Raw genomic sequence first — 25,507 nt, forward strand, 5'->3', positions numbered from 1 at the left:
GCCGGCCCGGCCCCGCGCTCGTCAGTCACGTTGCAGTTCGTGGCGCAGCGCGTCCAGGTCGGAGCCGCCGGCCATCTGCCGGGTCAGTTCGTCCAGGGTGATCTCGTCCCGTGTGTAATGGCCCACCATGGTGCCGCGCCGCAGCAGCACGAAACGGTCGCCCACGAGGTACGCGTGATGCGGGTTGTGGGTGATCAACACAACGCCCAGGCCCTGGTCCCTGGCGGCGGCCACATATTTGAGGACCACACCAGACTGCTTGACGCCCAGTGCGGCCGTCGGTTCGTCCAGGATCAGGACCTTGGCGCCGAAGTGGACCGCGCGGGCGATCGCCACGCACTGGCGTTCGCCGCCGGAGAGGGTGCCGATGGGCTGGTCGACGTCGCGCAGGTCGATGCCCATGCGCAGCAGCGCCTCGCGGGTGGTGCGGCGCATGAGGTCGGTGTCCAGGCGCTTGACGGGGCCGGTGCCCTTGCGGGGCTCGGAGCCGAGGAAGAAGTTGCGCCAGACCGGCATCAGCGGGACGACGGCGAGGTCCTGGTAGACCGTGGCGATGCCCCGGTCCAGGGCCTCGCGCGGCGAGGAAAGGGTGGTCTCCTCACCGTCGATGCGCAAGGTGCCGGCGTCGTGCCGGTGCAGACCCGCGATGATCTTGATCAGGGTCGACTTGCCCGCGCCGTTGTCGCCGAGGACGCAGGTGATCTCGCCCGCGCCGACCTGGAGGGAGACTCCTTCCAGGGCGCGGACGGTGCCGTAGTACTTGCTGACGCCGGTCAGCTCGACGAGTGTCACTTGATGGCCTCCGCGCGCTTGCGGACCCAGGCGTTGAGCAGGGTCGCCAGGAGCAGCATGGCTCCGAGGAAGAACTTGAACCAGTCGGGGTTCCACTCCGCGAAGACGATGCCCTTGCTGGTCATGCCGAACAGGAGCGCGCCCACGGCCGAGCCGACCGCGCTGCCGTAGCCGCCGGTGATCAGACAGCCGCCGATGACGGCCGCGATGATGTAGATCAGCTCGTTGCCGACGCCCTCGCCGGACTGGACGGCGTCGAAGGAGAACAGCAGGTGCTGTCCGGAGATCCAGGCGCCGAACGCGACGCCCATGTAGAGGCCGATCTTGGTCTTGGCGACCGGGACGCCGACCGCGCGGGCCGCGTCCTCGTTGCCGCCGACGGCGAAGATCCAGTTGCCGGTGCGGGTGCGCAGCAGGATCCAGGAGGCGAGGGCGACCAGGCCCAGCCACCACAGGATGGTGACCTTGACGTCGACGCCGCCGACGGTGAGCGTGGAGGCGAAGACGGCGCGGGCGCCGGCGAAGCCGTCCATGTCGCCGATGGTCTTGGTGGAGACCGTGTCGTCGATCAGCTTGGTGAAGCCCAGGTTCATGCCGGTCAGCATCAGGAAGGTGCCCAGCGTGATGATGAAGCTGGGCAGCTTGGTGCGGGTGAGCATGAAGCCGTTGAAGGCGCCGATGGCCAGGGTGACCAGCAGCGAGACGCCGACGCCGGCCCAGGTGTTCGCCGTCATCTGGTAGCTGAACATCGAGGAGACCAGCGCGGAGGAGGTCACCAGGACGCCCGCCGAGAGGTCGAACTCGCCGCCGATCATCAGCAGGGCGACCGGTACGGCCATGATGCCGATGGTGGAGGAGGCGTACAGGACCGTGCTCAGGCTGGAGGCGCGCAGGAAGCCCTCGGCGACGAAGGCGAAGAAGACGAAGACGGCCAGCGCGCCGACGACCGAGCCCAGCTCGGGGCGGGCGAGCAGCTTCCGCAGCGGGGAGGTCCGCAGGATTCTCTCGTCCGGCGCCCCGGCATTCGGCGTCCCGCCCGGATTCCGGTTCGGTTCCCGTGCCGTGGTCGCGCTCATCGGGTGCCCCGGCCCGTGTACTCGGCGAGCGCGCCGGCCTGGTCCTTGGTGATGATCTGCGGGCCGGTCAGCACCGGCTTGCCGCCGCCGAGGACGTCGCCGTTGTACTTGTAGAGCCACAGCAGGTCGACGGCCTGGTAGCCCTGGAGGTACGGCTGCTGGTCCACGGCGAAGCCGAGGGTGCCGTCCCGCAGCGCGGCCGCGACCTTGGCGTTGAGGTCGAAGGTGTCGATCTCGGCCTTGCTGCCCGCGTCCGAGCGCGCCTTGACGGCGGTGTCGGCGTACGGCGCGCCGAGGGTGACGACGGCGTCGATGGACCGGTCGGCCTGGAGTTTGGCCTCGATCGCGGACTGCACGTCGGGCATGTTGGTGCCGTTGACGTACAGCTTGCGCAGCGTGCCGTGGAAGGTCTTGGCGACGCCGTCGCAGCGCTGCTCGTGGCCGACGTTGCCCTGCTCGTGCAGCACGCACAGGGCCCTCTTCTTCCCGCGCTGGTTCAGCTCGTCGCCCACGGCCTCGCCGGCGATGGTCTCGTCCTGGCCGATGTGGGTCAGGGCGCCGAATGCCTTGGACTGCGCGGAGCCGGAGTTCACCGTGATCACCGGGATGCCGGCCTTCTCGGCGCGGGCCACGGCGGCCTTCATGGCGTCCGGCTTGGCGAGGGTGACGATGATGCCGTCGACCTTCTTGTCGACGGCCGCGTCCACGAGCTGGGCCTGCTGCTGGGCCTCGTCGTCGTGGGAGTACAGGAACTTGATGTTGTCCTTGCGGGCGGCCTGCTCGGCGCCGCTCTGCACGATGTCCCAGAACGTGTCGCCGTCCCCGGAGTGGGTGATCATGGCGACGGTCCAGCGCGGGGTGTTCACCGCCGCGCGCCCCTGGGCGGCGGCGGCCTTGCGGGCGTCCTCCGCCCGCTTCCCTCCGGTGCTGCTGCACGCCGCCAGGGACACGGAGAGTGCCCCCGCCAGCGCTATGCCTACCCAGGTTCGAAACCGTGCCACGAGGCAGTGCCCCTTCTTGATGTGTACCGACGGACGAGGGGGCCGCCATCGCTGGGGCGGCCCCAAATACTCCAGTATCGGGCATGACCGGCGTGCGGAGTGCGGCAGGGAGTGCCCGCGCCGTCCGGTTGTCCGGACATTGTGACGCGTCAGGCGGGGCCGTCAAGGCCGGACGAGGAGCTGGAATTCGAAGGAGTAGCGGCCCGGGCGGTAGATGTGGTCGCCGAGTTCCACCGCGCGGCCGGTGTCGTCGTACGTGGTGCGCCGCATGGTCAGCAGCGGGGCGCCCGCGGTCTCGGCCAGCCGTTCGGCCTCGGCGGCGGTGGCGGCGCGGGCGCCGATGGACTGGCGGGCGCTGTGCAGGGTGATCCCGGCGGACCGCAGCAGCCGGTACAGGCCGGTGGCCTCCAGCTGGCCGGTGTCGAGGTCGAGCAGGCCCGGCGGCAGGTGGTTGACCAGGCAGGCGATCGGTTCGCCGTGGGCGAGGCGCAGCCGTTCCACGCGGTGCACGTCACCGCCCTCGGGGACGCCGAGCGCGGCGGCGACCGTGGCGGAGGCCGGGACGACCGTGTTGACCAGCACCTTGGTGGCGGGGCGCTGGCCGGCCGCCTCCAGGTCGTCGTAGAGGCTGCTCAGTTCCAGCGGGCGCTTGACCTGGCTGTGCACGACCTGGGTGCCCACACCGCGCCGCCGGACGAGGAGCCCCTTGTCGACGAGCGACTGGATGGCCTGGCGGACGGTCGGCCGGGACAGCCCGAGCCGGGCGGCCAGCTCGATCTCGTTGCCCAGCAGGCTGCCCGGGGTGAGCCGGCCGTGCTCGATGGCGGCCTCCAGTTGCTGCGAGAGCTGGAAGTACAGCGGCACCGGGGAGCCGCGGTCCACCTGGAGGTCGAGCGTCACGGACGGGTCCACAGCAGGTTTCGGCACGGGGCCGAGCGTAGTCCCGTGACCGGTTGACGGGAAGTTGTGTAGTCCGATTGTCAGGACATATGCGTTGACAGGATACGGCCGCGGCCCGCACCGTGGTCCCATGCGCATCGGGGTCATCGGTACGGGCCGCATCGGCACCCTGCACGCGAGGACGCTCAGCCGGCACCGCGAGGTCGGTTCCCTGATCCTGACGGACACGGACCCGGCGCGGGCGCAGACGCTGGCGCAGCGGCTGGGCGAGACGGCGGCGCCGGGCGTGGACGAGGTCTTCCGCTGGGGCGTGGACGCGGTGGTGATCGCCACCACGACACCGGCCCACGCCGACCTCATCGCCCGGGCGGCCCGCTCGGGGCTGCCGGTCTTCTGCGAGAAGCCGGTCGCCCCGGACCTGCCGGGCACGCTGCACGCGCTCGCCGAGGTGGAGGCGGCCGGGACGGTCCTCCAGATGGGGTTCCAGCGCCGGTTCGACGCGGGCTACGCGGGCGCCCGCGAGGCGGTGGCCACGGGCCGGCTCGGCCCGCTGCACACCGTACGGGCCCTGACCTGCGACGCGTCGCCTCCGCCCGCCGAGTGGCTGGCGCTGTCCGGCGGGCTGTTCCGGGACACGCTGATCCACGACTTCGACATGCTGCGCTGGGTGACCGGCCGGGAGGTGACCGAGGCGTACGCCACCGGCGCGGACGGCGGCCGCGCCGAGTTCCGCGCGGCCGGGGACGTCACCACGGGCGCGGCGCTGCTCACGCTGGACGACGGCACGCCGGCCACCGCCACGGCGACCCGGCTGAACGGCGCGGGCTACGACGTGCGGATGGAGCTGGCCGGGGAGCGGGACACGGTGGTGGTGGGCCTGGACGACCGTACGCCCCTGGCGTCGACCGAACCGGCCGGGCCGCCGCCCGCGGACAGGCCCTGGACCGGTTTCCTGGAGCGGTTCGGTCCCGCCTACGCGGCCGAGCTGGACGCCTTCGTGGCGGTGGTGCGGGGTGAGCGGCCCAATCCCTGCGACGGCCGGGAGGCGCTGCGGGCGCTGCGGATCGCGGAGGCGTGCGAGGTCTCCCGCCGGGAACGGCGGCCGGTGCCGCTCGCGGAACTCCCGGACGCACCGCGACCCGCGGGTTAACCCCCGGAAAACTCGCCACACGTACGGGGAAATCTTCCCCTCTTGTCATTGACATGCCATCCTCTACGCGCGTCATCATGGCGCCATGAATATCCCCCCACGCGCAACGCGCATCGGCGCGGCCGCCGCTCTGCTGTCCGCCCTCCTCGTGGGCGGCACCGTCACCGCCACCACCGCCCAGGCCACGGCCGCCTCCGTCGGCAGCGTCTGCTACGGCGACCTGCCCTCCCAGGCGTACGACACCCTGAACCTGATCGCACGGGGCGGCCCCTACCCGTACACGCAGGACGGGAGCGTCTTCCAGAACCGGGAGGGCGTCCTGCCCGGCCGGACCACGGGCTACTACCACGAGTACACCGTCATCACCCCGGGCTCCCCCACCCGCGGCGCGCGCCGCGTCGTCACCGGTAAGCAGTACCGCGAGGACTACTACACGGCCGACCACTACGCCTCGTTCGACCTGATCGACTACGGCTGCTGAGCCCCTCCCCCGCGGGATCGGCCCGGGGGACGGCACGGCATGCGCGGTCCGGCCTGCTCCGGCCGGGCCGCGCGGCTCAGGAACCGTCCGGGAGCCCGAAGGCGCCTCGCGGGACGCTCCGGCCGCCCCGGCGGACCCCGCCCGCCGTCCGTGACGCAGCGGTCCCCGCGCGCCGGCTCAGCCGGTGTGGGTGGAGAACAGTCCGCCGGTCGGGCCCTGCTTGTCGCCGCCCTGGGCCTTCTTCAGCGCGTTGGCCAGGCCCTCGATGGTGAGGGACTGCAGGATCACCCGGCCGTTGCCCTCCAGGGTGGCCAGGGACAGGCCCTCGCCGCCGAAGACGGCGTTCATGATCCCCTGGCGGTTGAGGCCGCCGACGCGCTGGACGCCGTACTGGATGCCCTCCTCGAAGGCGACCACGCAGCCGGTGTCGACCTCGATGCGGCCGCCGAAGTCCGCCGGGTTCAGGTCGATGAAGTTGCCCGCGCCGGCGATGATCACCGTGCCGTGCCCGGTGAACTTCTCCAGGACGAAGCCCTCACCGCCGCTCATGCCGGTCCGGCCGCCGGCGAAGGCGATGCCGAAGTCGACGCTGGACTCGGCGGCGACGAAGGCGTCCTTCTCGGCGAACCACGCGCGCGTGCCGTCCAGTTCCAGGGCGCGCATCTCGCCGGGCAGCACCCCGGCGAAGCCGACCGTGCCCTCGCCGCCCTGAGCGGTGAAGTACTGAAAGGCCAGCGACTCGCCGGCGAGCATGCGCTGGCCGGCCTGCATGGCGGTGCCCATGGCCTGGCGGAGCAGGCCGCCCATGCCACCGCCCTGGCCGCTTCGCTCGCCCCCGCCCGACGGGCCGGACAGCCGCGTCTCCATGGTCACGTTCGCGGTCTTGAACAGGAACTTCCCGGCCTCGCAGTACACGGTCTGGCCGGGGCGCAGGTTGACGACCGCCATCTGCATGGCGGTGCCGACGATCTCTTGCTGAAGGGTCACGTGGAAGACAACGCCGGAGGCGGACGGAAGAGTTCCACGCCGGCGGGACGAGGAGCCGGACGGGTGAGCACGGGGATGCGCCCCACCCGCCCGGCCGAGGCACGCGGGGCGCGGGACGTGGGGCGCGAGGCCCGGGACGTGGGGCGCGGGACTGGGGCGGCGGGACTGAAGCGGCGGGGCGCGGGACGTGGGGCGCGAGGCGCGGGACATGCCGGTGCGCGCGGGGCGCCCCCGGTGCTGTCCGGCCGGGGCGCCCCGCGCGTGCGGGCGGGCGGCGGTCGGCCGCCCGGCTCATGGAGGCGGACGGAGGTCAGCCGCCCAGTTCCTGGTGGCGGGCGGCGAGGCCGCTCGCGCCCTGCTCGGTCAGGGAGCCGAACAGGCGCAGCCGGGAGATGCCGCCGTCGGGGAAGATGTCGATCCGCGCGTGGGTGCCGACGGCCGCCTCGGTCAGGACGAAGCGGTGGTTGGTGTCGGGCTGGAGCCGGGTGCGCGGCAGCACCTCGGTCCACTCGCCGTCCTCGCCGTCCCGGACCGAGAGCGACGCCCAGCCGGCGCTGTTGCCCTTCAGGTACGCGGTGTCGATCTCGACGGCGCGAATCCTGGACTGGGCGACGAGCCGGTAGCGGATCCAGTCGTTGCCCTGGTCGCGGCGGCGGCGGGTCTCCCAGCCGTCGTCCATCTTGCGGGAGCGGCCCGGCTGGATGGTGTTGGTGGCCGGCGAGTAGAAGAGGTCGGAGGCGTCCTCCACCCGGCCGCCGTTCTCCAGCGCGACCACGTCGAAGGTGCCGAGGGCCGCGAGCCACCGCGGGTCCGGGACGACCTCGCCGTACACGCGCAGCCGGGCGATGCCGCCGTCGGGATGCTGGCTGACCCGGAGGTGCGTGAAGCGCTGTTCGGCGGAGACGGCGAAGCCGTTCGCCGCGTGGCCGCCGACCGGGGTGCGCGGGACCAGGGTGGTCCACTTCACGTCGTCGGCGAGGAGTTCGCTCGGCGCGGGCGAGCCGGGCACGCAGGCGCCCTCGACGGAGACGGCCTGCGGGTAGTTGCCGCGGAAGTGGGCGGTGTCGACGACGATCCCGCGGATCACCCCGGGCGCGCCGAGCCGGACCAGCGCCCAGTCGTGGTCCTCGGCGGTGGGCCAGGGGTGTTCGGCCAAGGTGCCGCGCCGGCGGCGGGTCTCCCAGCCGTCCATGATCTTGCCCTTGTGGCCGAAGTGCTCGGGGTCGAACTCGGCCCGCTCGGGCACCAGCAGGTTCTCGCGCTCGGCGAAGAACTCGTCGTTGGCGGCGATGACACCGGCGCCGAGCCGCCGGTCGGCGAGGTTGGCGTACCGGGTGAAGGGGAAATCGGCGGTGCGGTAGTCCGCGTACGGGTCGCCGCCTCCGTAGGGGTTCGCGTCGCCGGTGAAGCTGGGTGTCGCCGTCACGGTGATCAGGGGGTCCTTTCGGGAGTCGGCCGGGATGCGGATGCGGAAACCGGCTTATCGGGGGCGGTTGAGCAGCGTGCCCTTCGGCTCGGTGAACTCGCCGTCGGCGACGATGCGTTCGCCGCGCAGCCAGGTGGACTTGACGACGCCGTACAGGGTCCTGCCGGCGTAGGCGGTGACCCGGTTGCGGTGCTGGAGGCCCGCCGGGTCGACGGTGAAGGTCTCGTCGGGCGCGAGGACGGCGAAGTCGGCGTCGCGGCCCGCCTCGATGGCGCCCTTGCCGTCCAGGCCGGCCAGGGCGGCGGTCCGGCTGGACATCCAGCGCACGACGTCCTCCAGGGTGTGGCCGCGCCCGCGGGCCTCGGTCCACACCGCCGACAGGCTCAGCTGGAGGCCGGAGATGCCGCCCCAGGCGGTGGCGAAGTCGTCCGTCTTCAGGTCGGCCGTGGAGGGCGAGTGGTCGGTGACCACGCAGTCGATGGTGCCGTCGGCGAGGGCCTGCCAGAGCAGGTCCCGGTTGGCGGCCTCGCGGATGGGCGGGCAGCACTTGAACTCGCTGGCGCCGTCCGGGACTTCCTCGGCGGTGAAGGCGAGGTAGTGCGGGCAGGTCTCCACGGTGATCCGGACGCCCTCGGCGCGGGCGGCCCGGATCAGCGGCAGGGCGTCGGCGGAGGACAGGTGCAGCACGTGCACCCGCGCGTTCAGGCGCCGGGCCTGGGCGATGAGGTGCGCGATGGCCGTGTCCTCGGCGTCGCGCGGGCGGGAGGCGAGGAAGTCGGCGTACTTCGGGCCGCCGTGCTGCGGGGCGGCCTCCAGGTGGTGGGGGTCCTCGGCGTGCACGATCAGCAGGCCGCCGAACCCGGCGATCTCGGCCAGGGAACGGGCGAGCTGGTCCTGGTCCAGATGCGGGAACTCCTCCACGCCGGACGGGGAGAGGAAGGCCTTGAAGCCGAAGACGCCGGCCTCGTGCAGCGGGCGCAGGTCCTTGACGTTGTCGGGCAGGGCGCCGCCCCAGAAGCCGACGTCGATGTGGGCCTTGTCCCGGGCCACGTCCTGCTTGACGCGCAGGTGCTCGACCGTGGTGGTGGGCGGCAGCGAGTTGAGCGGCATGTCGATCAGGGTGGTGATGCCGCCGGCCGCCGCCGCGCGGGTGGCGGTCCAGAAGCCCTCCCACTCGGTGCGGCCCGGGTCGTTGACGTGCACGTGGGTGTCGACCAGGCCGGGCAGCAGGACGTGGTCGCCGAAGTCCTCCAGCCGGGCCCCGGCCGGTACCTCCGCGTCGTACGGCAGGACGGCGGTGATCTTGCCGCCGGACACGGTGACCGTGGCGGCCCGCGTCCCCTCCGGAGTGATCACGCGCGTCGAGCGCAGCGCCAGTTCAGCGTCGGACACCCGAACCCCTCTCTCCACCGCCGTTGCACGTCCAGGAAACCGGGATGTACGGCCACGTAACGGATTTCAACATTCTGTTGAAGGAGTCTTCACTCCCGCTTCCCGCCCGTCAAGAGGCACCCTCCGGGGCGCCGGGCAGGGAAGGCTCGCCCTGGACGTTTCCACAAAGCGGAATTAGAATTCCATCAAGCAGAACGTAGCTACGTACAAGCGGGGAGTCAACCGGCTGCCGGGTAGGCTTCTGCTCTCCCGCCCGCCCCGAAAGGAACCGCGCCGTGCCGACGTCCAGCGCCAGCACCACCGACTCCGCCAAGCCCTCCGCCACCGGCGGGGTGCAGTCCCTGGAGCGCGCCTTCGACCTCCTCGAGCGGATGGCCGACGCGGGCGGCGAGGTCGGCCTGAGCGAACTGTCCGCGGCCAGCGGGCTGCCGCTGCCGACCATCCACCGGCTGATGCGCACGCTGGTCGCCTGCGGCTACGTCCGGCAGCAGGCCAACCGGCGGTACGCCCTGGGGCCCCGGCTGATCCGGCTCGGCGAGTCGGCGTCCCGGCTGCTGGGCACCTGGGCACGGCCGTACCTGGCCCGGCTGGTGGAGGAGACCGGCGAGACGGCGAACATGGCGCTGCTCGACGGCGACGAGATCGTGTACGTCGCCCAGGTGCCGTCGAAGCACTCGATGCGGATGTTCACGGAGGTGGGCCGGCGGGTGCTGCCCCACTCCACCGGCGTGGGCAAGGCGCTGCTGGCCGGGGTGCCGGACGAGGAGGTGCGGGCGCTGCTGGGCCGCACCGGCATGCCGGCGGCGACCGAGAAGACCATCACCACGGCGGACGGGTTCCTCGCGGCCCTGGCGGACGTACGGCGGATGGGGTACGCCGTGGACGACAACGAGCAGGAGATCGGGGTGCGCTGCCTCGCGGTGTCCGTGCCCGACTCCCCCACGGCGGCGGCCATCTCCATCTCCGGGCCGGCGGGACGCGTCACGGAGACGGCCACGGAGCGGATCGTGCCGGTGCTCCAGCAGATCGCCCACGAACTGTCCGCCGTACTGACCAGCCAGAACCCGGGCTGACCGGCGGCACGGGCCCGGCCCCGGCCCGCCAGACATACGTGCGGCGGCCGGTAGACACACCCCTTCGGCTACGGCCGTGGGGGCGCCGCCCCGGGTCCGGCGCCCTGGTCCTGGAGCCCCGGTCCGGGGTGGCCGCCAGCCGGAAAGGCGCCGGCACGGATGCCCCGGCGCGGATGCCCGGCGCGGTCGACCGGACCGGCGCGGTCGGGACCGGCGCGGGCGGCCGGACCGGCGCGGTCGGGACCGGCGCGGGCGGCCGGACCGGTGCGGTCGGGACCGGCGCGGGCGGCCGGACCGGTGCGGCTGGTGAACGTGGACGGCCTCGCCGCACTTGGCCGGAGCACCTCCGCCGGCGAACGCGGACCGCGGAGCGGGTCCGTGTCCGGGGCTGAGTAGCCGTACTCATTGCGCGTGCCGCGTCCGCGCGGGCAGGGTGGCGGGCATGGACCTGCCCGTCGCCCCGCCCGCCTTCGACGCCACCTCCGGCCCCCGGCGACGCGACCGGGCCGACGTGGGCGCCGACCTCGGAGCCGGGTGCGGGCTGGTGCTCCTGGAACTGGTCGCCCTCGCGGTGATCTTCGGGTTCTAGTGGCTGTCCGGCTTCGACCTCGACCCGGCCGGCACCGGCACGGCGGACTCCCTGTGGAACTACCTGGCCGCCGCCGGCGGAGTCGGGCTCCTGGCGCTGACGGCGGCGGTGATCGCCGCGCGGGCCGGGGCCGTCGTGACGGTGGTCGCCCAGGCCGTCATGGCCGCGCTGGTCTGCGTGCTCGTCTTCGGCGGGGCGGCGGCGCAGTCCCACCAGGACCAGCGCTGCCGCGACCTGCCGTCGGCGCCGGACTGCCCGGCATCCTCACCCGGACCCGACACCGACCGGAGAGACGGAACCCAGTGACCCGTCCGGCCCTTCGCGTCGTCGTCCACGGCTGACGGGAAGGACCGGCCCTAGCGGTTGCGGAGCGGTTCGCCGAACAGGTCGACCGCGTCGCGCACCTCGGACAGCCCGCGGGCCAGCGCGCTCATCGAGCCGAGCGCGCCGGCGAGCAGCAGCAGGGAGCCGCGCAGGCGCGGGACCTCCGCGAGGCCGTCGGCGGCCAGCGCGGCCAGGGACGCCAGTTCCTCTTCGGCTATCGGCCGGTCGGGGAAGTCCGCCGGCAACGCGGCGAGGTCACGGCGCAGCCGGGACACCGCCGTCCGCAGTTCCGTCACTCTCGGGTCCTCGTCGCCGCCGGTCACCGGCCGCTGCCCCAGGCTCCGCCACACAGCGCTCCCCCTTCGGCACGCCCTCGTGCGCCGGTCAGTAAACGCCACCCGGGCGCCCCGGCGCCACAGTGCGGACCGGAATTCAGCCCCACGGGAACAGGCCCCGGACAAGCGGCCGGTTCCGCCGCCGTCGGGTATGCAGGACGCATGACGGACAACCGTGATCTTCGAGGGGACGTGGCGGGCCTGCTGCTCGCCGCCGGCGGCGGCAGGCGGCTCGGCGGGCGTCCCAAGGCGCTGCTGCCGCACCGGGGCCGGCCCCTGGTCGAACACGCGGCCGGAGTGCTGCGTACGGCGGGGTGCGAGCGGGTCCACGTGGTGCTGGGCGCGCGGGCGGACGAGGTGCGGGCCCGCGCCGAGCTGGGCGGCTGCGTCCTGGTGGACAACCCCGACTGGGCGGACGGCATGGGCTCCTCGCTGCGCGCGGGGCTGGCCTCGCTGGCCGGCACGGGCGTGCGGGCGGCCCTGGTCTCCCTGGTCGACCAGCCCGGCATCGGACCGGCCGCGGTGGCCCGGGTGCTGGGCGCGTACGAGGACGACAAGTCGCTGGTCTCGGCCGCGTACGCCGGGGTACGCGGGCACCCGGTGCTGTTCGGCGCGGCGCACTGGCGGGGCATCGCCGCTTCGGCCGCCGGGGACCGCGGGGCGCGGGCCTATCTCGCGGCGCACGCGGCCGAGGTCCGGCTCGTGGAGTGCGCGGACGTCGCCGAGCCGTACGACATCGACACCGAGGCCGACCTGAGCCACCTTGAGTGAACGGGGTGGCACCCAGCGCCACCTTGCCTCGACTCAGAGAATCTCGACATCAACAAACCATTGAAGTTCCACGATGAGGAAACTATTATCCACTGCTCAGAAGCGTCCGTCCGCACAGTGGGCGCTCACCGTCCGCTTCGTGCCACTTGGCACCCGGTGCCACCGCTGAAGGAAGTGACAGCTCATGTCCGCACCAGCGCCGTCCTCGCTGGCCATCGTCGACGCCGAGCCCCTGCCCCGGCAGGAGGAGGTCCTCACGGACGCGGCGCTCGCCTTCGTGGCGGAGCTGCACCGGCGGTTCACCCCGCGCCGTGACGAACTCCTCGCCCGCCGGGCCGAGCGCCGCGCCGAGATCGCCCGCACCTCCACGCTCGACTTCCTGCCCGAGACGGCCGCGGTCCGCGCGGACGACTCCTGGAAGGTGGCGCCGGCCCCGGCCGCGCTGAACGACCGGCGCGTGGAGATCACCGGCCCCACCGACCGCAAGATGACCATCAACGCGCTCAACTCGGGCGCGCGGGTCTGGCTCGCGGACTTCGAGGACGCCTCCGCGCCGACCTGGGAGAACGTCGTCCTCGGCCAGCTCAACCTGAGCGACGCCTACACCCGGAACATCGACTTCACCGACGAGCGCACCGGCAAGTCGTACGCCCTGCGGCCGGACGGGGAGCTGGCGACCGTCGTCATGCGCCCGCGCGGCTGGCATCTGGAGGAGCGGCACCTCGTCGACGACGGCGGCCGGCCGGTCCCGGGTGCTCTCGTCGACTTCGGCCTGTACTTCTTCCACAACGCCCGGCGGCTGCTCGACCTCGGCAAGGGCCCGTACTTCTACCTGCCCAAGACCGAGTCGCACCTCGAAGCCCGCCTGTGGAACGAGGTGTTCGTCTTCGCGCAGGACTACACCGGCATCCCGCAGGGCACCATCCGCGCCACCGTCCTGATCGAGACGATCACGGCGGCGTACGAGATGGAGGAGATCCTCTACGAACTCCGCGACCACGCCTCCGGACTGAACGCCGGCCGCTGGGACTACCTGTTCTCCATCGTGAAGAACTTCCGGGACGGCGGCGCCAGGTTCGTCCTGCCGGACCGCAACGCGGTGACGATGACCGCCCCGTTCATGCGGGCCTACACCGAACTCCTCGTGCGCACCTGCCACAAGCGCGGCGCGCACGCGATCGGCGGCATGGCGGCCTTCATCCCGTCCCGCAGGGACCCGGAGGTCAACAAGGTGGCCTTCGAGAAGGTCCGGGCCGACAAGGACCGGGAGGCGAACGACGGTTTCGACGGCTCCTGGGTCGCCCACCCGGACCTGGTGCCGATCGCCATGGAGTCCTTCGACAAGGTCCTCGGTGACAAGCCGAACCAGAAGGACCGGCTGCGCGAGGACGTGCGCGTGGCGGCGGGCGATCTCCTCGCGATCGACTCGCTCGACGCGAAGCCGACGTACGCGGGTCTGGTCAACGCCGTGCAGGTGGGCATCCGTTACATCGAGGCGTGGCTGCGCGGGCTCGGCGCGGTCGCCATCTTCAACCTGATGGAGGACGCGGCCACCGCCGAGATCTCCCGCTCGCAGATCTGGCAGTGGATCAACGCCGGCGTCGTCTTCGAGAACGGCGACAAGGCCACGCCGGAGCTGGCCCGCAAGGTCGCCGCCGCGGAACTCGACGCCATCCGCGAGGAGATCGGCGCCGAGGCGTTCGCGGCCGGCCACTGGCAGGAGGCGCACGACCTGCTGCTCCAGGTGTCCCTGGACGAGGACTACGCCGACTTCCTCACGCTGCCGGCGTACGAGCGGCTGCGCGGCTGAGCACCGCCCGTCCGAGTGGCCCGGGGTCCCGCCCCGGGCCACTTCGCGTTCCGGCCGCCGCGTCCGCCGCGGGCTCAGCCGAAGTGCACCGTGCCGTCCTGTTCCACCGCCGGCCTGCCGTGCAGGTCGGGCACCTGCTTCAGCCAGTCCGGGCGCCCCGCCTGGGTCCTCGCCGCGCGGACGGCCTCCTCGGCGGCCAGTTCCTCGCGGCTCGGGAAGCCGGCGGGCAGCCACTCGGGCGACAGCCGGACCCGGTCCAGCAGATAGCCGACGTAGGCGTCCCGGACGTCGTCGGGCGTGGCGAACCCGGCGTCCTCGGCCAGCCAGGCGTCCGGCACCTCGGCGACGATTCCGCGCAGCAGCTCCTGCGTCACCCGGGGCGCCAGCTCGGCGTCGGCGGCGCGCACGTCGGGGCCGTAGTGACCGAGGGCGTGGTGCCGGAAGTCGTACCGGCGGCCCGGGGCCGTGGTGTCCCAGCGGTGGTGGAAGACGAGGGCGGCGCCGTGGTCGATCAGCCACAGCCGCGGGGGCACTGTGCCCAGCGTGGGCCAGACCATCAGGTTGGAGCTGTGGACCGTACGGTCGACGTTGGCGGTCAGCGCGTCCAGCCAGACGATCCGGCCCGCCTCCAGCGGGTCCACCGGGAAGGTCCGGGCGATCTGCGGGGTGAAGTCGCGGGCGCCCGGCAGATAGTCCATGCCGAGGTTGACGCCCGCGCTGGCGGCGTGCAGGTCGCGCACCTCCTGGTGCGGCTCGGCGGCGGCGATGGCCGGGTCGAAGCGGACGAGCACCAGCTCCGGGAAGCGCAGCCCGAGCGCGCGGGCGAGCCCGCCGACGATGACCTCGGCGACCAGCGCCTTGTGCCCCTGCGCCGAACCGGTGAACTTCACGACGTACGTGCCGAGGTCGTCGGCCTCCACGACCGCGGGGACGGACCCGCCGGAGCGCAGGGGCTCGACGTAGCGGGTCGCGGTGACTTCTCTCAGCATTTTCGAAGGCTCCCCCGCTCACCGACCTTGCATTTCATGACCATCCCAGAGGCCGTGGTCCGGGCGAACGTTCCACGGTCAGCCCTGCGGAGAATCTGGGGAGTTTCGAATGGCACGCTCGTGCCCCTCTCTGCCCGGCAGTCCGTCGATGGCCGTGCGCCCCTTGCCACCGGCCTCCGGCATGAAGTGAGCATAGTAACGAAGGGTGACAGCCGGAGAGGAATGGGTCCACGGCCTCGTCGGCCCTGAGCCGACCAGATGGCACGCTCCTGCCCGGTAGTCATCATTGGCGCCAGTGGCTGACGCTTCGCTGCAATTCGTGATCGACGTCGATCACGGGCAGACATACGTCCAAGTCCTCGGCCCTTTGGGCCATTCCTCGGCATGACCGGCCGTGCGGCACCGGGCGGGGAAGCGGCACGGCCGTCACAGAGCGGGCCGCCGTCCGGTCTCAAGGGATGACCGGACGGTGCGACTCCCGCGCCGTCGATGACTTCGGTCACCGCTTCAAGAGGAGGACGCCATGAGCCGGGTCGACATCGCACGCACCGATGCTCCGGGGAACAAGGAATCGGTCCCGTCGCGCTACGCGCTGAACGTCGGCGACATCGACGTGATGATGATCAGTGACGGGGTGCTGCCGATCTCCCCCGTGACGCTGGCCACCAACGCCGCCATGGCCGACCTGTCGGCCTGGCTCAGTGACATGTTCCTGTCCCCGGAGATGCTCGACTGGCCACTGAATGTGGCCGTGGTGCGCAGCGGTGGCCGGACCATCCTCGTCGATTCCGGACTGGGGACAGAGTTTCCGGGCTTCCCGCGGGCCGGGCAGCTGGCCATGCGACTGGACGCCGCCGGGATCGATCCCGCATCCGTGACCGACGTGGTGCTCACCCACTTGCACATGGACCACATCGGCGGGCTGCTCGTCGACGGTCTGAGGGGCCGGCTGCGCCCGGACCTGCGGGTCCACCTGGCGTCCGCCGAGGCCGAGTTCTGGGCAGCGCCTGATTTCTCCCGCACCGTCATGCCGGCACCGGTGCCGAGCGTGCTCCGAACGACCGCCTCGCGATTCCTGGAGGTCTACCGCGGTCAGCTGCGGCCGTTCGAAACGGAGTACGAGGTGGCGCCAGGAGTAAGGATCTGCCGCACCGGCGGTCACACCCCCGGCCACAGCATCGTCCGCCTGGAGTCCGGAGGCGACCGGCTGACGTTCGCCGGTGATGCCGTGTTCCAGTGCGGATTCGACAACCCCGAGTGGCACAACGGCTTCGACCACGACCCCGAGGAGTCGGCCCGCGTCCGGATCCGCCTCTTGCAGGAGTTGGCCGCGAGCGGCGAGCAACTGGTGGCGACTCACCTGTCGTTCCCCTCCGTGTGCCGCGTGGCCGTCGCCGGGAATGCCTTCCGATTCGTACCGGCCGTCTGGAATTACTGACCCGGCCCCGGTCAGGGCCCGCGCGTGGGCAGCCCGTGAGTGGCCGGCCCCGGTACGCATCCCGGGTGGCCAAGCGAGCAGGGAGGCAGTGCCCACTCGCCATCCCCGTGGGCATCGCTTCGGACCGGATGTGTCCGGCGGTGCGGGCCGCCCGTGATCCGGTTCCCACCATCGCTCTGGGCGGTCCGGCCGACGGCGGCCTCCCGGCCCCGGACGGTTCCCCGTCCGTGCGTCACTTCACCGGTCCCCCGCTCCACCGCAAGGTGGCGGATGCCGGCCGCGATCTCCCGAGGGAGCGCCCCGGGGCGTTCGCGGCGGCCGTAAGCGACGTGCGCGACGTGCGCCACCCGGGGCAGGGGACCGCCGACCGCGGCCGCTTCGCCGGACGACGCCAGGACACGGCATGAACCCCTCCCCCGCTCCTCAGGCTCCCGCCGTCCCGGGACCACCAGTGGCCGTGGACGGCGGCCCCGCTGTCGGCGGGAGGGTCCGGGAGCGCCGGGTTCCGACCCTCGGTGCCGGGCACGCCGTATGGGCGCGTCGGCGCGAGGTGTCCGCCGTCGACGCCTGCGGCGGCGTGCGTGCTCTCGGTCCTCTCCCGCGACTGCGCACTGCCCGGCACACCACCGACGGAACCACCATCGCCGATGTGTGCCTGCCTGACGCGCGGCGAGGCCGTCGGTGTCGGGTGGACAGCGGCCGGCGGGGCAAGAGCGGCAGCACGGGCGGCCCCGTCGGTGTCGCCCAGTCGCGCACGTGCCCCCACGGGTCCGCCGCGACGGCGCGGTACGCGGTGTCCGTGGCGGTCCGGAGCGCGGGCAGGGCACGCGTCACCGGCCACAGGCCGGAGCCGGGGGGACGGTTCCTCGCCAGGACGGTGATCACGGCTTCCGTCAACGAGGCGCTCGCGGCATGGCATGGCCGAGCGCCGCGGTGTGGTGGGCGCTCGGAACGTCGTCGGTCAGGGCCTCGTGGGCGGCAGCGCTCCGGACGCCTCCTCGGGGCTGAGAACCGTCGTGGACCAGGAGATCCGTACGCAGCCGCTTGTAGCATGGGGCACCCGAAGCCAGAAGGGACGACCCATGCGCGCTGGCGCCGAGTCCGGCACCCTTGACCAAGCCACGAAGGACTTCCTTGCGGCGCGGCCACAGCTCTTCGGCGTCGCGTACCGGGTCCTGGGCAGCGCGGTGGAGGCCGAGGACGTCGTGCAGGAGACCTGGGTGCGGTGGCAGCACACCGACCGTGCGAAGGTCCGCGAACCGGCCGCCTTCCTGACCACGGTCGCCACAAGGCTGGCGATCAATCTGGCCCAGTCCGCGCGGGTACGCCGGGAGTCCTATGTCGGGCCCTGGCTTCCCGAACCCGTCGACACCGCGCAGGATCCGCAGTTGGGCGCGGAACGGGCCGAGGCCCTGGAGATGGCGGTTCTGCTGCTGCTGCAGAAGCTGAATCCCGTGGAGCGGACCGCCTATGTGCTGCGGGAGGCGTTCGACTACCCCTACAGGCGGGTCGCCGAGATCCTGGAGACCACTGAGGCCAACGCCCGTCAGCTGGTGAGCCGTGGCCGCAGGCACCTGACTGCCGAGCGCAAGGAACCCGTCGCCCCGGCAGCCCATCGGCGGCTGCTGGAGGTCTTCCTCTCCGCGGCGCGGACGGGCGACCTCTCGGTGCTGGAGGGCGTGCTCGCCGCCGACGTCGTCAGCTACTCGGACGGGAACGGAATCCGCGGCGCGTCCAAGATCCCGGTCATCGGACGGCCGCACGTCTCGCGGTATCTCGTGGCCTTCGCTCCGCGCTTCTGGCCGCGAGCGGAGACCCGGTGGGTCGAGGCGAACGGCCGATCGGCTGTGCTGGTCTCGTCCGGCGAGGCGGCGATCGCCCTGCTGACCGCCGACATCTCGGCGGACGGCATCGACCGGCTCATGTGGGTGATGAACCCGGCCAAGCTGGCGCCCTACGTGGCCTCGCTGAGCGACTGACCCGCTGTCGGGAGTCGTCGGCCGGCGAAGGCCAGGCGTCACGAGAGAGGTCGTCGGCCGGTCCTCCCGTGGTCCCGGCCCTCTGCCGGGACGGCGTACACGACGACGCCGGAGTCATACCGCGACCGAGCGGGCCCGGTTGTCGCCGCGCCACCCTGGCCGGTGGAGCGAGCACGGCTGCGCCGAGCGCCCCAGCGATGCCTCCGGCATCCCCGCCCGGGTTGGTTGTCCCGGTCGGCATCGGTCCGGTCCCGGGTCATCGCCGGACTCGGGTCAGCACCCGGAGGGCGCCAACGGGCTGTTCAGAGGCGGTGCTCCGGCGTCGCCGGAGCACCGGTCCCGGTGTCGTGGCTGCGCAGGGTGACGGACCGGACCGGCAGCGGAGGCGCCGGCAGCGGTTCGGGGACCCGCCGGCCTCCGAAGGCATCGGCCCGCCGGGTCCGGCCAAGGGTGATGTGCGGGCTCCGGTGCCCGGGTTCGTGGCAGGGGTTGAGGGTCTCGGGCGGGCTGTCCGCGGCCACCGCCTCCCACACCCGGCGGGACAAGCCGGCCGGGCGCGGAGCCAAGGTCCAGCGCCCAGGCCGGCACCGCAGTGGGCCGCTCGAAGCGGACCACGCCGGAATCGCATCGGCAGCGGCAGGGCGGCGGCCACCTCGGCGAGTTCCCAGCGGACCGGAGCGGTCAGTTCCGGGCAGGTCGCCAGGGTGACCCGCGCAGCCGTGGCGGTCGGTACCGGGCAGGCGCGAGGCTTCTTCCTGCTGCCCATGCTGCTGCCCGCGGCGTCATCGGCGGCCTGCCCGCTGTCGGTGCCGGCAGGCTGTCCGCTGGCCAACCGGGTCGCGGGCGGCCCACGGCACCGGCGTGCGCGCCTCGGCGACGGTCCGGGGCGAGGGCAGGCGGGCCGCCGGCGCGGACGGCGTGGGGCGAACGGGCGGAGGCAGGCGCGGACGGCTCCATAACCGCCGCGGTAGCCGTGCGTCTTCCGTCCCGCAAAGGGCCGTGTCCTCATGCGAGTTCGGTCCTGTCACGGCCCGCTCATGAGCCGGTTAGGGTGACCCGGTGATCGACGAGACCGTGGACAGACTGAGCCGTTTTCGAGTCGAGGCCGCATCCCGGGGCCTGCCGCCGGCGGAGGTGGAGGAATGGATACGTGTCACCCTGCCGGCGGTCTACATGGCGGAGGGCGGTGACGGCCCCCTCGTGGCTCGGGTCGGCGGCGACCCCATGCTGCCGCACGGCGTGCCGAAGCCGTCCGATCCCTTCGTGGCCTCCGTCGACCTCGCGGCCCTCCCGCCAGGCGCGACCACCCTTCCGCTGCCCGCCGACGGCCATCTGCTCTTCTTCTCCGGCACCGATGTGCACGGCGCCGAGGGGCAGGCGCCCGACGCGGTGCTGTACGTTCCAGCCGGGACCCCGACGACCCCGAGCCCTCTCGGACACAGCTGGCGCGAGCCGTACCGGCCGCGCGAACTGCGCACGGCCTGGTGCCAGTCGAGCGCGAAAATGCCGGAGAGCTTCGCCATCGACCGATGGGGTGACTTCCCCGAGGAAGAGCAGTTCGAACTCGCCGATGAACTCGGCGACACCTGGGCGCGTGTGGGCGGCTACCGCCCTTCCTGGGCCTTGCAGATCGGCGGCCATCCGGTCTCGCCCCAGAACGACCCCGTCCACTACGCCCGTGACGGGGAGGCCGGCCGCTCCGGGCAGGGCGGTGCGGGCCACGGAGAGGGCGCCGACGACTGGGCTCTCCTGGCCACCTGGAGGTGCGGCGACGACGTCACGGAACTGGACTCCGGTGTGGCCCACTGGGTGATCCGCCACGGAGACCTGGGGAACCGGCGCTTCGACCGGGTCCACCGCTACGTCGAAATGGCCTGACCGTGTGGGGCGGGGGCGACGGGTACCCCAGGGCTCATCAGCCGCCCAGGCGCTGCCGGCCGGCGCATCGGTTCTGGTCAAAGCCACCCACCCCGCACCTGTCCTACCCGACGAGGCCGGCCAGAAGACGCCGGTCGACTGCGGCCTGACCGCGCTGACCGTCTCCGGGATCCAGCGCCTTCTCACCATGATCACACGGCGCGTACAACAGGCCGCGCATGCCTCGAACTCGTGAAGTGACTGCGCGTACCAGGGTGCGAGTCCGACGCCCGTATTCAGACGCGTTACGGGCGCGACGCCTGCGACAGCGCGTCCACGGTCACGCCCACGACGGCCAGGAGCTGTGCCGGGCTCGCCCCGGCCCTGCTCATGACGGCGAGCGACTGGTTCACAGCCGCCGCGTGTACAGCGAAGGCCTCGGCGTCCTGGTCGGCCGGCCTTCAGTGCGGCGCGCAGGCGCAGGCGCTGGAAGCCGAGCGCCTGCTTGGTGCGCGCCGCGACGCTCGGACTCAGCACTGGCATTGCCATGGCCGACTGGGCAATCAGGCACCCATCAGGCAGTTCGGGATCGGCGATGCGCTCGAGAGTCACGTCGGAGAACGCCCGGACAGCGGCAACGGGTTCCGAGGCCGCATTCGATAGGGCGGCGTCGTACTTCTCGCCATAGCGCGCGGCGTAGAGATCCAGGCAGCGCAGGAAGAGCGTGTTCTTGTCGCCGAGGGAGGAGTAGATGGAACTGCGGTTCAGGCCGGTTGCCCGAGACAAGTGCTGCGGCTCCGTTTCCACCGTCCAGCGCACCGTCTCGGACCTCTTCGGCGGCCTGGCCTTCACCACCAGCGCCACCGGCGACACGGTCCTCCCACTGTCCAATCTGCACGGTGACATCTCCGTCCGGCTGGACCTGGAGACCGGCGCCGCCGGAGTCCAGCGTTACGACGAGTACGGCACCCCGCTGGACGCCACCGCCACGGCGGCGAAGTACGGATCACTGGGCTCCTACCAGCGCGCCAACGACGGCCTGGCCGGATACACCCTGATGGGTGGCCGCGTCTACGACCCGACCACCGGCCGCTACCTCCAGGCCGACCCGGTCTACGGCGGCAACGCCAACGGCTATGTCTACCCCGCCGATCCGGTCACACAGCTGGACACCGACGGGAGCCGGCTGAACTACCGCGATCAGCAGAAGGCGACGAAGAACTACACACTGTGTCTCAGGCGGTCCTGCACCGGGCATTCCAAGTGCAGTCTGACCTGGCGCCTGAAGCTGAAGAGCATCTGGAAGAAGTACGGCTCCGTGGACCTGGTGTTCAGCATCACCATTCCGGGGAAGCGGATCGTCTCTAATCAGAGCTACGGTCACGCGGAGGCCGGGGATTACTTCTTCCACGCCTCCTGGGGGGTGCCGAACGGGCGGAGCAGATCGGAGTCCGAGCGACTGGACCGACAACGTCGAATGGTCCGGCACCGTCACCGTCCAGAAAATCTGCGTGAGAAACCCGAGGCTGAGCATCTGGGCCCTGTTCACCTGAGGATCTCCGGATCGATCCGGGTGAACGCGTGAAACAGCATATCGCCGGAAGGACTCCTTCCGGCGATATGCTATTTTTGGGGCGACTTTCAGCAGGTGAATCCGATGGGAAGGCTGGCGAGGGTGTCAAATTTTCTGGACTGGCGGGACAGGATGCTGCAAGCAGTCTGGCGGCAGAATGATTCCCTGCCGGAACAGGTGCTGGCATGGATGTCCGAGGTGTACGAGGAATCCGGAGAAATCTCGGGAGCGGAATTCTGCGAACTCTGGACCACGCGCACGTTTTCCCTGGCAAGATCGGCCTTCGAAGTGATCCGGAAGTCCGTACTCGACGACACGGGGAAAAGGATCGTCGGGGACGAGTTCAGCTACGTCAACTATTTCCGCGATCCGGAATCCGGCCCGGTCGGCGTGGTGCGCTTCAAGTCCGCGGAAGTCTCGACACCGGACCGGACGGAAGTCCTGGGCGTCGTGGCGGAAGGAGTGCAGGAATTCGTCATGGACTACTACGCCACGGTCTGGCCCGTCTGCGACCGCCACTCCTTCGGCCTGCACGTGGACTATCTCCACGAGACCGCAGTGTGGAAGTGCCATGCGGGACCTGCGGGTGGACACCTGGTAAGGGCGCTTGATCCTTCGGTCCGGTTGTAGACCGCCGGGGGCACGCCGCCGCCTCAGGCTCGGGCCGCTGCGAGATCGTTCTCAACCTCCTCACATTCTCTCAGATAGAGGTAGGCTGTCCTCATGCCCAAGGACATCACGGTGGACGACGCCACTCACGCCCAGATCGCCCTGCTCGCCCGCGCCTGGGACGTCACGCCCGGGGAGGCGGTGCGCCGGCTGATCGAGCACTTCCAGAACCCCTCTCCCGCCGCCGCCCCCTCGGCGCCCACGGGCGCTCGGGTCGCCGTTCACGCCGTGTACGACGGGGTGCGCGTCCCGGGACTGTACGACCCCGCGACGCAGGCGCTCACCATCACGGAAGGGCCGGCGGCCGGCACGTACCGCACACCCAGCGGGGCGGCCAGCGCGGTCCTACAGGCGCTCAAGCCGCAGGTGAAGCCCAATCGCAACGGCTGGGGCTTCTGGGTACTCGACGACAGCGGGGAACTCCTCCAGGCACTCCGTCGCCGCTGAGCCCCCGAGGACCCACGCCTCAAACTTGCTCACAGGCTCTCATATGTTCTACTATCGACAGCTCCTAGCGGTGGCGACCGCACCGCCGCTCCGCGCACGGACCCGGGAGTCGCACGTGCCCAACGACCGAGACCCGCTGCTGAGTCAACGCTCGGCCCTCATCCTGCTTCTGGGCGTGCTCGTGGGCATCGGGGCCGGGACCGTGGCCGTACTCGGAGACGCCGGACCAGCCACTGCCGTCCTGACCGGCGCAAGCGCCTTCGCGGCGGGCGTCGTCTTCTTCCACACCACCATCGCCTAGCGGCCCGGCCAGGCGGTCCGCTCACCGGAGCGCCCTCGGGCGGCCATGGGGCCAAGCCCTGCCCGTTCCGCGGCCACGCCCACGTCGGCCCACGGGCCCGGCCGCGCTCCGGCGTGCGTGGTGTTCAGGGGGCGTGCGGGGTGTGTGGGGGTGGAGGTCGCGCTTCCGTACGCCCTGCGCCGTGCGCTCCGGCGCGGCAAAAGACCGAAAGGATCCAGGGGTGCCGGGGCCTCCGGCAGGCAGCAGACGCCGGCCGTGCCGCGAGCCCGGGCGGCGCTCGCGAGAGGACGGGTTTCATGAGTCACCCGCACGACGACGACGGCGTGGGCACCGCGGCGCAGGTGAGCCGGATCGCCAGGCAGGGCGTCTACACCTCGCCCACGTCGGTCGACCCGGCAGCGGCCCACCTCGCCGAGGCGCTGATCGCCACGCTGGACGGCACGGCCGAGCAGCCGGTGCTCCCCTCCGAGCTGCGGAGCCTGGCGGAGCAGGTGCGCCGGAGGGCGACCATCGGCTTTCCCCGCATCACCGCCGAGGACGGCGTACGGCTGTCGGCGCACACGATCAAGCTGAACACCGGCGAACCCGCTCCCCTGGTGATCGTGCCCGCCGGCTGGACGCCCTTCGGCTGGGGCCTGTTCGCGTACACGTACCTCCAGCTCGCGCTGCGCGGCTACCACGTGCTGGCCTACACCCCGCGCGGGATCGGCCTGACGATGGCGGTGCCCGGTCAGGGCTACGTCGACGGGCCGTTCACCTCCGGCGGCACGATCGACGTGGCCGGACCCGCGGACGTACAGGACGGCATCACGGTCCTCGCCTACGCGCAGCAGCACTTCAGCCCCAGCAAGATCGCCTTCCTGGGCGAGTCGTACGGTTCGGGCATCAGCCAGCTCGTCGCGGCGAACGACCCGGAGGAGCGGGTGGCCGCGGTCGTGGCCCTGAGCACCTGGGGCGATCTGACCGCGAGTCTCTACCAGCACGAGACCCGGCACCTGGCGGCGGTGGCCGCCCTGATCGGCTTCACCGGCGGCCCGCCCGAGCGGAAGTTCGACGAGGACACCCGTCAGATGCTGGCCGACTTCCAGGCCGGCGAGAACATGAAGGCCGTGGAGGAGTGGGGCCGGAGGCGGTCACCGGCCACGTACGCCGACAAGACCAACGCCCGCGGCATCCCCACCTTCTTCTCCAACACCTGGCACGAGACGCTGTTCGGGGCCAACCAGGTCATCGAGCACTTCGAGAGCCTCACCGTGCCCAAGCGGCTCAACCTGTGGATCGGCGACCACGCGGCACCCGAGGGCGCCGGCCTGACCATCCCGTTCAGCGGCCCGAACCCGCCCGTCGAGGAGGCGTTCGCCTGGCTGGACCACCATGTGCGCGGGATCGACAACGAGGTCCCCGGCTGGTCCCCGGTCAGCAGCCAGATCATGTTCACCTACGAGACCCGGACCGACCCGCAGACCGGCAACCGCGACATCGTCACCCCGGCCGACCGCGAGTCCCGGGCGTCCTGGCAGGACGTCACGGTCTCCACCGAGCGGTGGTACCTGACGGGCACCGGTCCGGACGACCGTGACGGCGGTCTGGGCACCAGCCCGGAGTCGGGCTGGGAGCGCGCGTTCACCGTCGGCCAGGTGACCGAGCCCACCGCGGCGGACGCCGTCATCACCACCGGTCAGGCCGAGTGGAACGGCAACCCCAGGACCTACGCCCCGGACAAGTTCGACCGGCAGTACCTCGCCGTCTTCACCAGCGACCCGATCACGGCGGACAGCCGCGGCGGCGCGGCCCGCCGGATCCGCGGCGTCCCCGAACTCACGCTGACCGTGCGCGGCACCGACGCCTCCGCGACCCTGGTGGCCTACCTGTTCGACGTCGGTCCCGACGGCACGGCCCGCATCATCACCCACGAGCCGCTCACCCTCACCGGCCTGACCCCGGGCCAGGAGCGCGCCGCCACCTGGAAACTCCAGGCCGCCGGGTACGACCTGGCCGACGGCCACCGGCTGACGCTGGCGGTGACCAGCGGCGACGCGCTCTACTCGGACGCGGCCACCGACGCCGGCACCGACGGCGGCACCACGACGCTCGGCTCCTCGGACGACGGCGCCGCCTGCCTGGTGCTGCCGCTGGGCTGACCGGAC

The 25,507-nt window shown here is 72.0% G+C and carries 24 protein-coding genes and 1 pseudogene; 15 read left to right on the plus strand and 10 right to left on the minus strand.

Features of this window, described 5'->3' with window-relative positions; translation table 11 throughout:
- Positions 1 to 21 precede the first annotated feature (21 nt).
- From ACH4OA_RS12450 to ACH4OA_RS12465, 4 genes are all read right to left on the minus strand, one after another.
- Positions 22 to 792 (minus strand): ATP-binding cassette domain-containing protein, encoded by a 771-nt coding sequence (locus tag ACH4OA_RS12450; RefSeq protein ID WP_397938844.1) that lies wholly within the window; start codon positions 790 to 792, stop codon positions 22 to 24.
- Positions 789 to 1,868, minus strand: coding sequence for an ABC transporter permease (locus ACH4OA_RS12455; protein WP_397968892.1), 1,080 nt, complete (start codon positions 1,866 to 1,868; stop codon positions 789 to 791). Before ACH4OA_RS12455 ends, ACH4OA_RS12450 begins: the two co-directional genes overlap by 4 nt.
- Positions 1,865 to 2,869, minus strand: coding sequence for a sugar ABC transporter substrate-binding protein (locus ACH4OA_RS12460; RefSeq protein WP_397938847.1), 1,005 nt, complete (start codon positions 2,867 to 2,869; stop codon positions 1,865 to 1,867). Before ACH4OA_RS12460 ends, ACH4OA_RS12455 begins: the two co-directional genes overlap by 4 nt.
- Before the next feature lie 162 nt (positions 2,870 to 3,031).
- A complete protein-coding gene (locus ACH4OA_RS12465; RefSeq protein WP_397938943.1) occupies positions 3,032 to 3,769 on the minus strand; it encodes a GntR family transcriptional regulator in 738 nt (245 codons plus the stop codon).
- 130 nt (positions 3,770 to 3,899) lie between these two features.
- On the opposite strand from ACH4OA_RS12465, the gene ACH4OA_RS12470 reads away from it, so the two are divergent.
- Positions 3,900 to 4,919, plus strand: a complete 1,020-nt coding sequence (locus ACH4OA_RS12470) for a Gfo/Idh/MocA family oxidoreductase (protein WP_397938849.1) — start codon at positions 3,900 to 3,902, stop codon at positions 4,917 to 4,919.
- An 85-nt stretch (positions 4,920 to 5,004) separates the two neighbouring features.
- Positions 5,005 to 5,400 carry a ribonuclease domain-containing protein gene (locus ACH4OA_RS12475; RefSeq protein ID WP_397938851.1) on the plus strand — a complete coding sequence of 132 codons (396 nt, stop codon included), beginning with the start codon at positions 5,005 to 5,007 and terminating at the stop codon, positions 5,398 to 5,400.
- Between the two features lie 177 nt (positions 5,401 to 5,577).
- Here ACH4OA_RS12475 and ACH4OA_RS12480 read toward each other — a convergent pair whose 3' ends face one another.
- The 3 genes from ACH4OA_RS12480 to allB all read right to left on the minus strand — a co-directional run bounded on the left by ACH4OA_RS12480 (position 5,578) and on the right by allB (position 9,205).
- Positions 5,578 to 6,387: an AIM24 family protein gene (locus ACH4OA_RS12480; RefSeq protein WP_397947937.1), complete on the minus strand. Its 810-nt coding sequence runs from the start codon at positions 6,385 to 6,387 to the stop codon at positions 5,578 to 5,580.
- A 310-nt stretch (positions 6,388 to 6,697) separates the two neighbouring features.
- Complete coding sequence (gene alc / locus ACH4OA_RS12485; protein ID WP_397938854.1) at positions 6,698 to 7,813, minus strand: allantoicase; 1,116 nt, start codon at positions 7,811 to 7,813, stop codon at positions 6,698 to 6,700.
- 54 nt (positions 7,814 to 7,867) lie between these two features.
- Positions 7,868 to 9,205 carry an allantoinase AllB gene (allB, locus tag ACH4OA_RS12490; protein WP_397947940.1) on the minus strand — a complete coding sequence of 446 codons (1,338 nt, stop codon included), beginning with the start codon at positions 9,203 to 9,205 and terminating at the stop codon, positions 7,868 to 7,870.
- 275 nt (positions 9,206 to 9,480) lie between these two features.
- Between allB and ACH4OA_RS12495 the strand changes: the two genes are divergently transcribed.
- From ACH4OA_RS12495 to ACH4OA_RS12505, 3 genes are all read left to right on the plus strand, one after another.
- A complete protein-coding gene (locus ACH4OA_RS12495; protein ID WP_397968893.1) occupies positions 9,481 to 10,278 on the plus strand; it encodes an IclR family transcriptional regulator in 798 nt (265 codons plus the stop codon).
- Positions 10,279 to 10,720: 442 nt separating this feature from the next.
- A complete protein-coding gene (locus tag ACH4OA_RS12500) occupies positions 10,721 to 10,867 on the plus strand; it encodes a hypothetical protein (protein ID WP_397968895.1) in 147 nt (48 codons plus the stop codon).
- A 3-nt stretch (positions 10,868 to 10,870) separates the two neighbouring features.
- On the plus strand, positions 10,871 to 11,173 hold the full coding sequence (locus tag ACH4OA_RS12505; protein WP_397969034.1) for a DUF6234 family protein: 303 nt from the start codon (positions 10,871 to 10,873) through the stop codon (positions 11,171 to 11,173).
- A gap of 50 nt (positions 11,174 to 11,223) precedes the next feature.
- Here the strand turns inward: ACH4OA_RS12505 and ACH4OA_RS12510 are convergent, their stop codons facing one another.
- Positions 11,224 to 11,541 (minus strand): DUF5955 family protein, encoded by a 318-nt coding sequence (locus ACH4OA_RS12510; RefSeq protein WP_365878373.1) that lies wholly within the window; start codon positions 11,539 to 11,541, stop codon positions 11,224 to 11,226.
- Between the two features lie 147 nt (positions 11,542 to 11,688).
- Here ACH4OA_RS12510 and ACH4OA_RS12515 point away from each other — a divergent pair, with 147 nt between their 5' ends.
- Positions 11,689 to 12,297, plus strand: a complete 609-nt coding sequence (locus tag ACH4OA_RS12515; RefSeq protein WP_397947944.1) for an NTP transferase domain-containing protein — start codon at positions 11,689 to 11,691, stop codon at positions 12,295 to 12,297.
- 184 nt (positions 12,298 to 12,481) lie between these two features.
- A complete protein-coding gene (aceB, locus tag ACH4OA_RS12520) occupies positions 12,482 to 14,107 on the plus strand; it encodes a malate synthase A (RefSeq protein ID WP_397968896.1) in 1,626 nt (541 codons plus the stop codon).
- Positions 14,108 to 14,181: 74 nt separating this feature from the next.
- Here the strand turns inward: aceB and ACH4OA_RS12525 are convergent, their stop codons facing one another.
- A complete protein-coding gene (locus ACH4OA_RS12525) occupies positions 14,182 to 15,096 on the minus strand; it encodes a HipA family kinase (protein WP_397938866.1) in 915 nt (304 codons plus the stop codon).
- Positions 15,097 to 15,619: 523 nt separating this feature from the next.
- On the opposite strand from ACH4OA_RS12525, the gene ACH4OA_RS12530 reads away from it, so the two are divergent.
- The 3 genes from ACH4OA_RS12530 to ACH4OA_RS12540 all read left to right on the plus strand — a co-directional run bounded on the left by ACH4OA_RS12530 (position 15,620) and on the right by ACH4OA_RS12540 (position 20,391).
- Positions 15,620 to 16,534 (plus strand): MBL fold metallo-hydrolase, encoded by a 915-nt coding sequence (locus ACH4OA_RS12530; protein WP_397938867.1) that lies wholly within the window; start codon positions 15,620 to 15,622, stop codon positions 16,532 to 16,534.
- Positions 16,535 to 17,616: 1,082 nt separating this feature from the next.
- Positions 17,617 to 18,513: an RNA polymerase sigma-70 factor gene (locus ACH4OA_RS12535; RefSeq protein ID WP_397938869.1), complete on the plus strand. Its 897-nt coding sequence runs from the start codon at positions 17,617 to 17,619 to the stop codon at positions 18,511 to 18,513.
- A gap of 1,059 nt (positions 18,514 to 19,572) precedes the next feature.
- A complete protein-coding gene (locus tag ACH4OA_RS12540; RefSeq protein ID WP_397938871.1) occupies positions 19,573 to 20,391 on the plus strand; it encodes a DUF1963 domain-containing protein in 819 nt (272 codons plus the stop codon).
- A 284-nt stretch (positions 20,392 to 20,675) separates the two neighbouring features.
- Here the strand turns inward: ACH4OA_RS12540 and ACH4OA_RS12545 are convergent.
- Positions 20,676 to 21,162, minus strand: a pseudogene (locus tag ACH4OA_RS12545) (TetR/AcrR family transcriptional regulator); the annotation flags it as partial.
- Here ACH4OA_RS12545 and ACH4OA_RS12550 point away from each other — a divergent pair.
- The 5 genes from ACH4OA_RS12550 to ACH4OA_RS12570 all read left to right on the plus strand — a co-directional run bounded on the left by ACH4OA_RS12550 (position 21,122) and on the right by ACH4OA_RS12570 (position 25,501).
- Complete coding sequence (locus tag ACH4OA_RS12550) at positions 21,122 to 21,955, plus strand: RHS repeat-associated core domain-containing protein (protein ID WP_397968897.1); 834 nt, start codon at positions 21,122 to 21,124, stop codon at positions 21,953 to 21,955. The pseudogene ACH4OA_RS12545 and the gene ACH4OA_RS12550 sit on opposite strands and share 41 nt — an antisense overlap.
- Before the next feature lie 90 nt (positions 21,956 to 22,045).
- The gene (locus tag ACH4OA_RS12555) at positions 22,046 to 22,573 is read left to right on the plus strand and encodes a hypothetical protein (protein WP_397968899.1); all 528 of its coding nucleotides are present in this window, start codon (positions 22,046 to 22,048) and stop codon (positions 22,571 to 22,573) included.
- A 93-nt stretch (positions 22,574 to 22,666) separates the two neighbouring features.
- A complete protein-coding gene (locus ACH4OA_RS12560) occupies positions 22,667 to 23,059 on the plus strand; it encodes a hypothetical protein (protein ID WP_397947950.1) in 393 nt (130 codons plus the stop codon).
- Positions 23,060 to 23,174: 115 nt separating this feature from the next.
- A complete protein-coding gene (locus ACH4OA_RS12565) occupies positions 23,175 to 23,360 on the plus strand; it encodes a hypothetical protein (protein ID WP_397938879.1) in 186 nt (61 codons plus the stop codon).
- 296 nt (positions 23,361 to 23,656) lie between these two features.
- Positions 23,657 to 25,501: an alpha/beta fold hydrolase gene (locus tag ACH4OA_RS12570; protein ID WP_397947951.1), complete on the plus strand. Its 1,845-nt coding sequence runs from the start codon at positions 23,657 to 23,659 to the stop codon at positions 25,499 to 25,501.
- Positions 25,502 to 25,507: the final 6 nt, after the last annotated feature.

The sequence above is a fragment of the Streptomyces sp. NPDC017095 genome (assembly GCF_044332325.1).
In the GTDB taxonomy this organism is placed as follows: domain Bacteria; phylum Actinomycetota; class Actinomycetes; order Streptomycetales; family Streptomycetaceae; genus Streptomyces.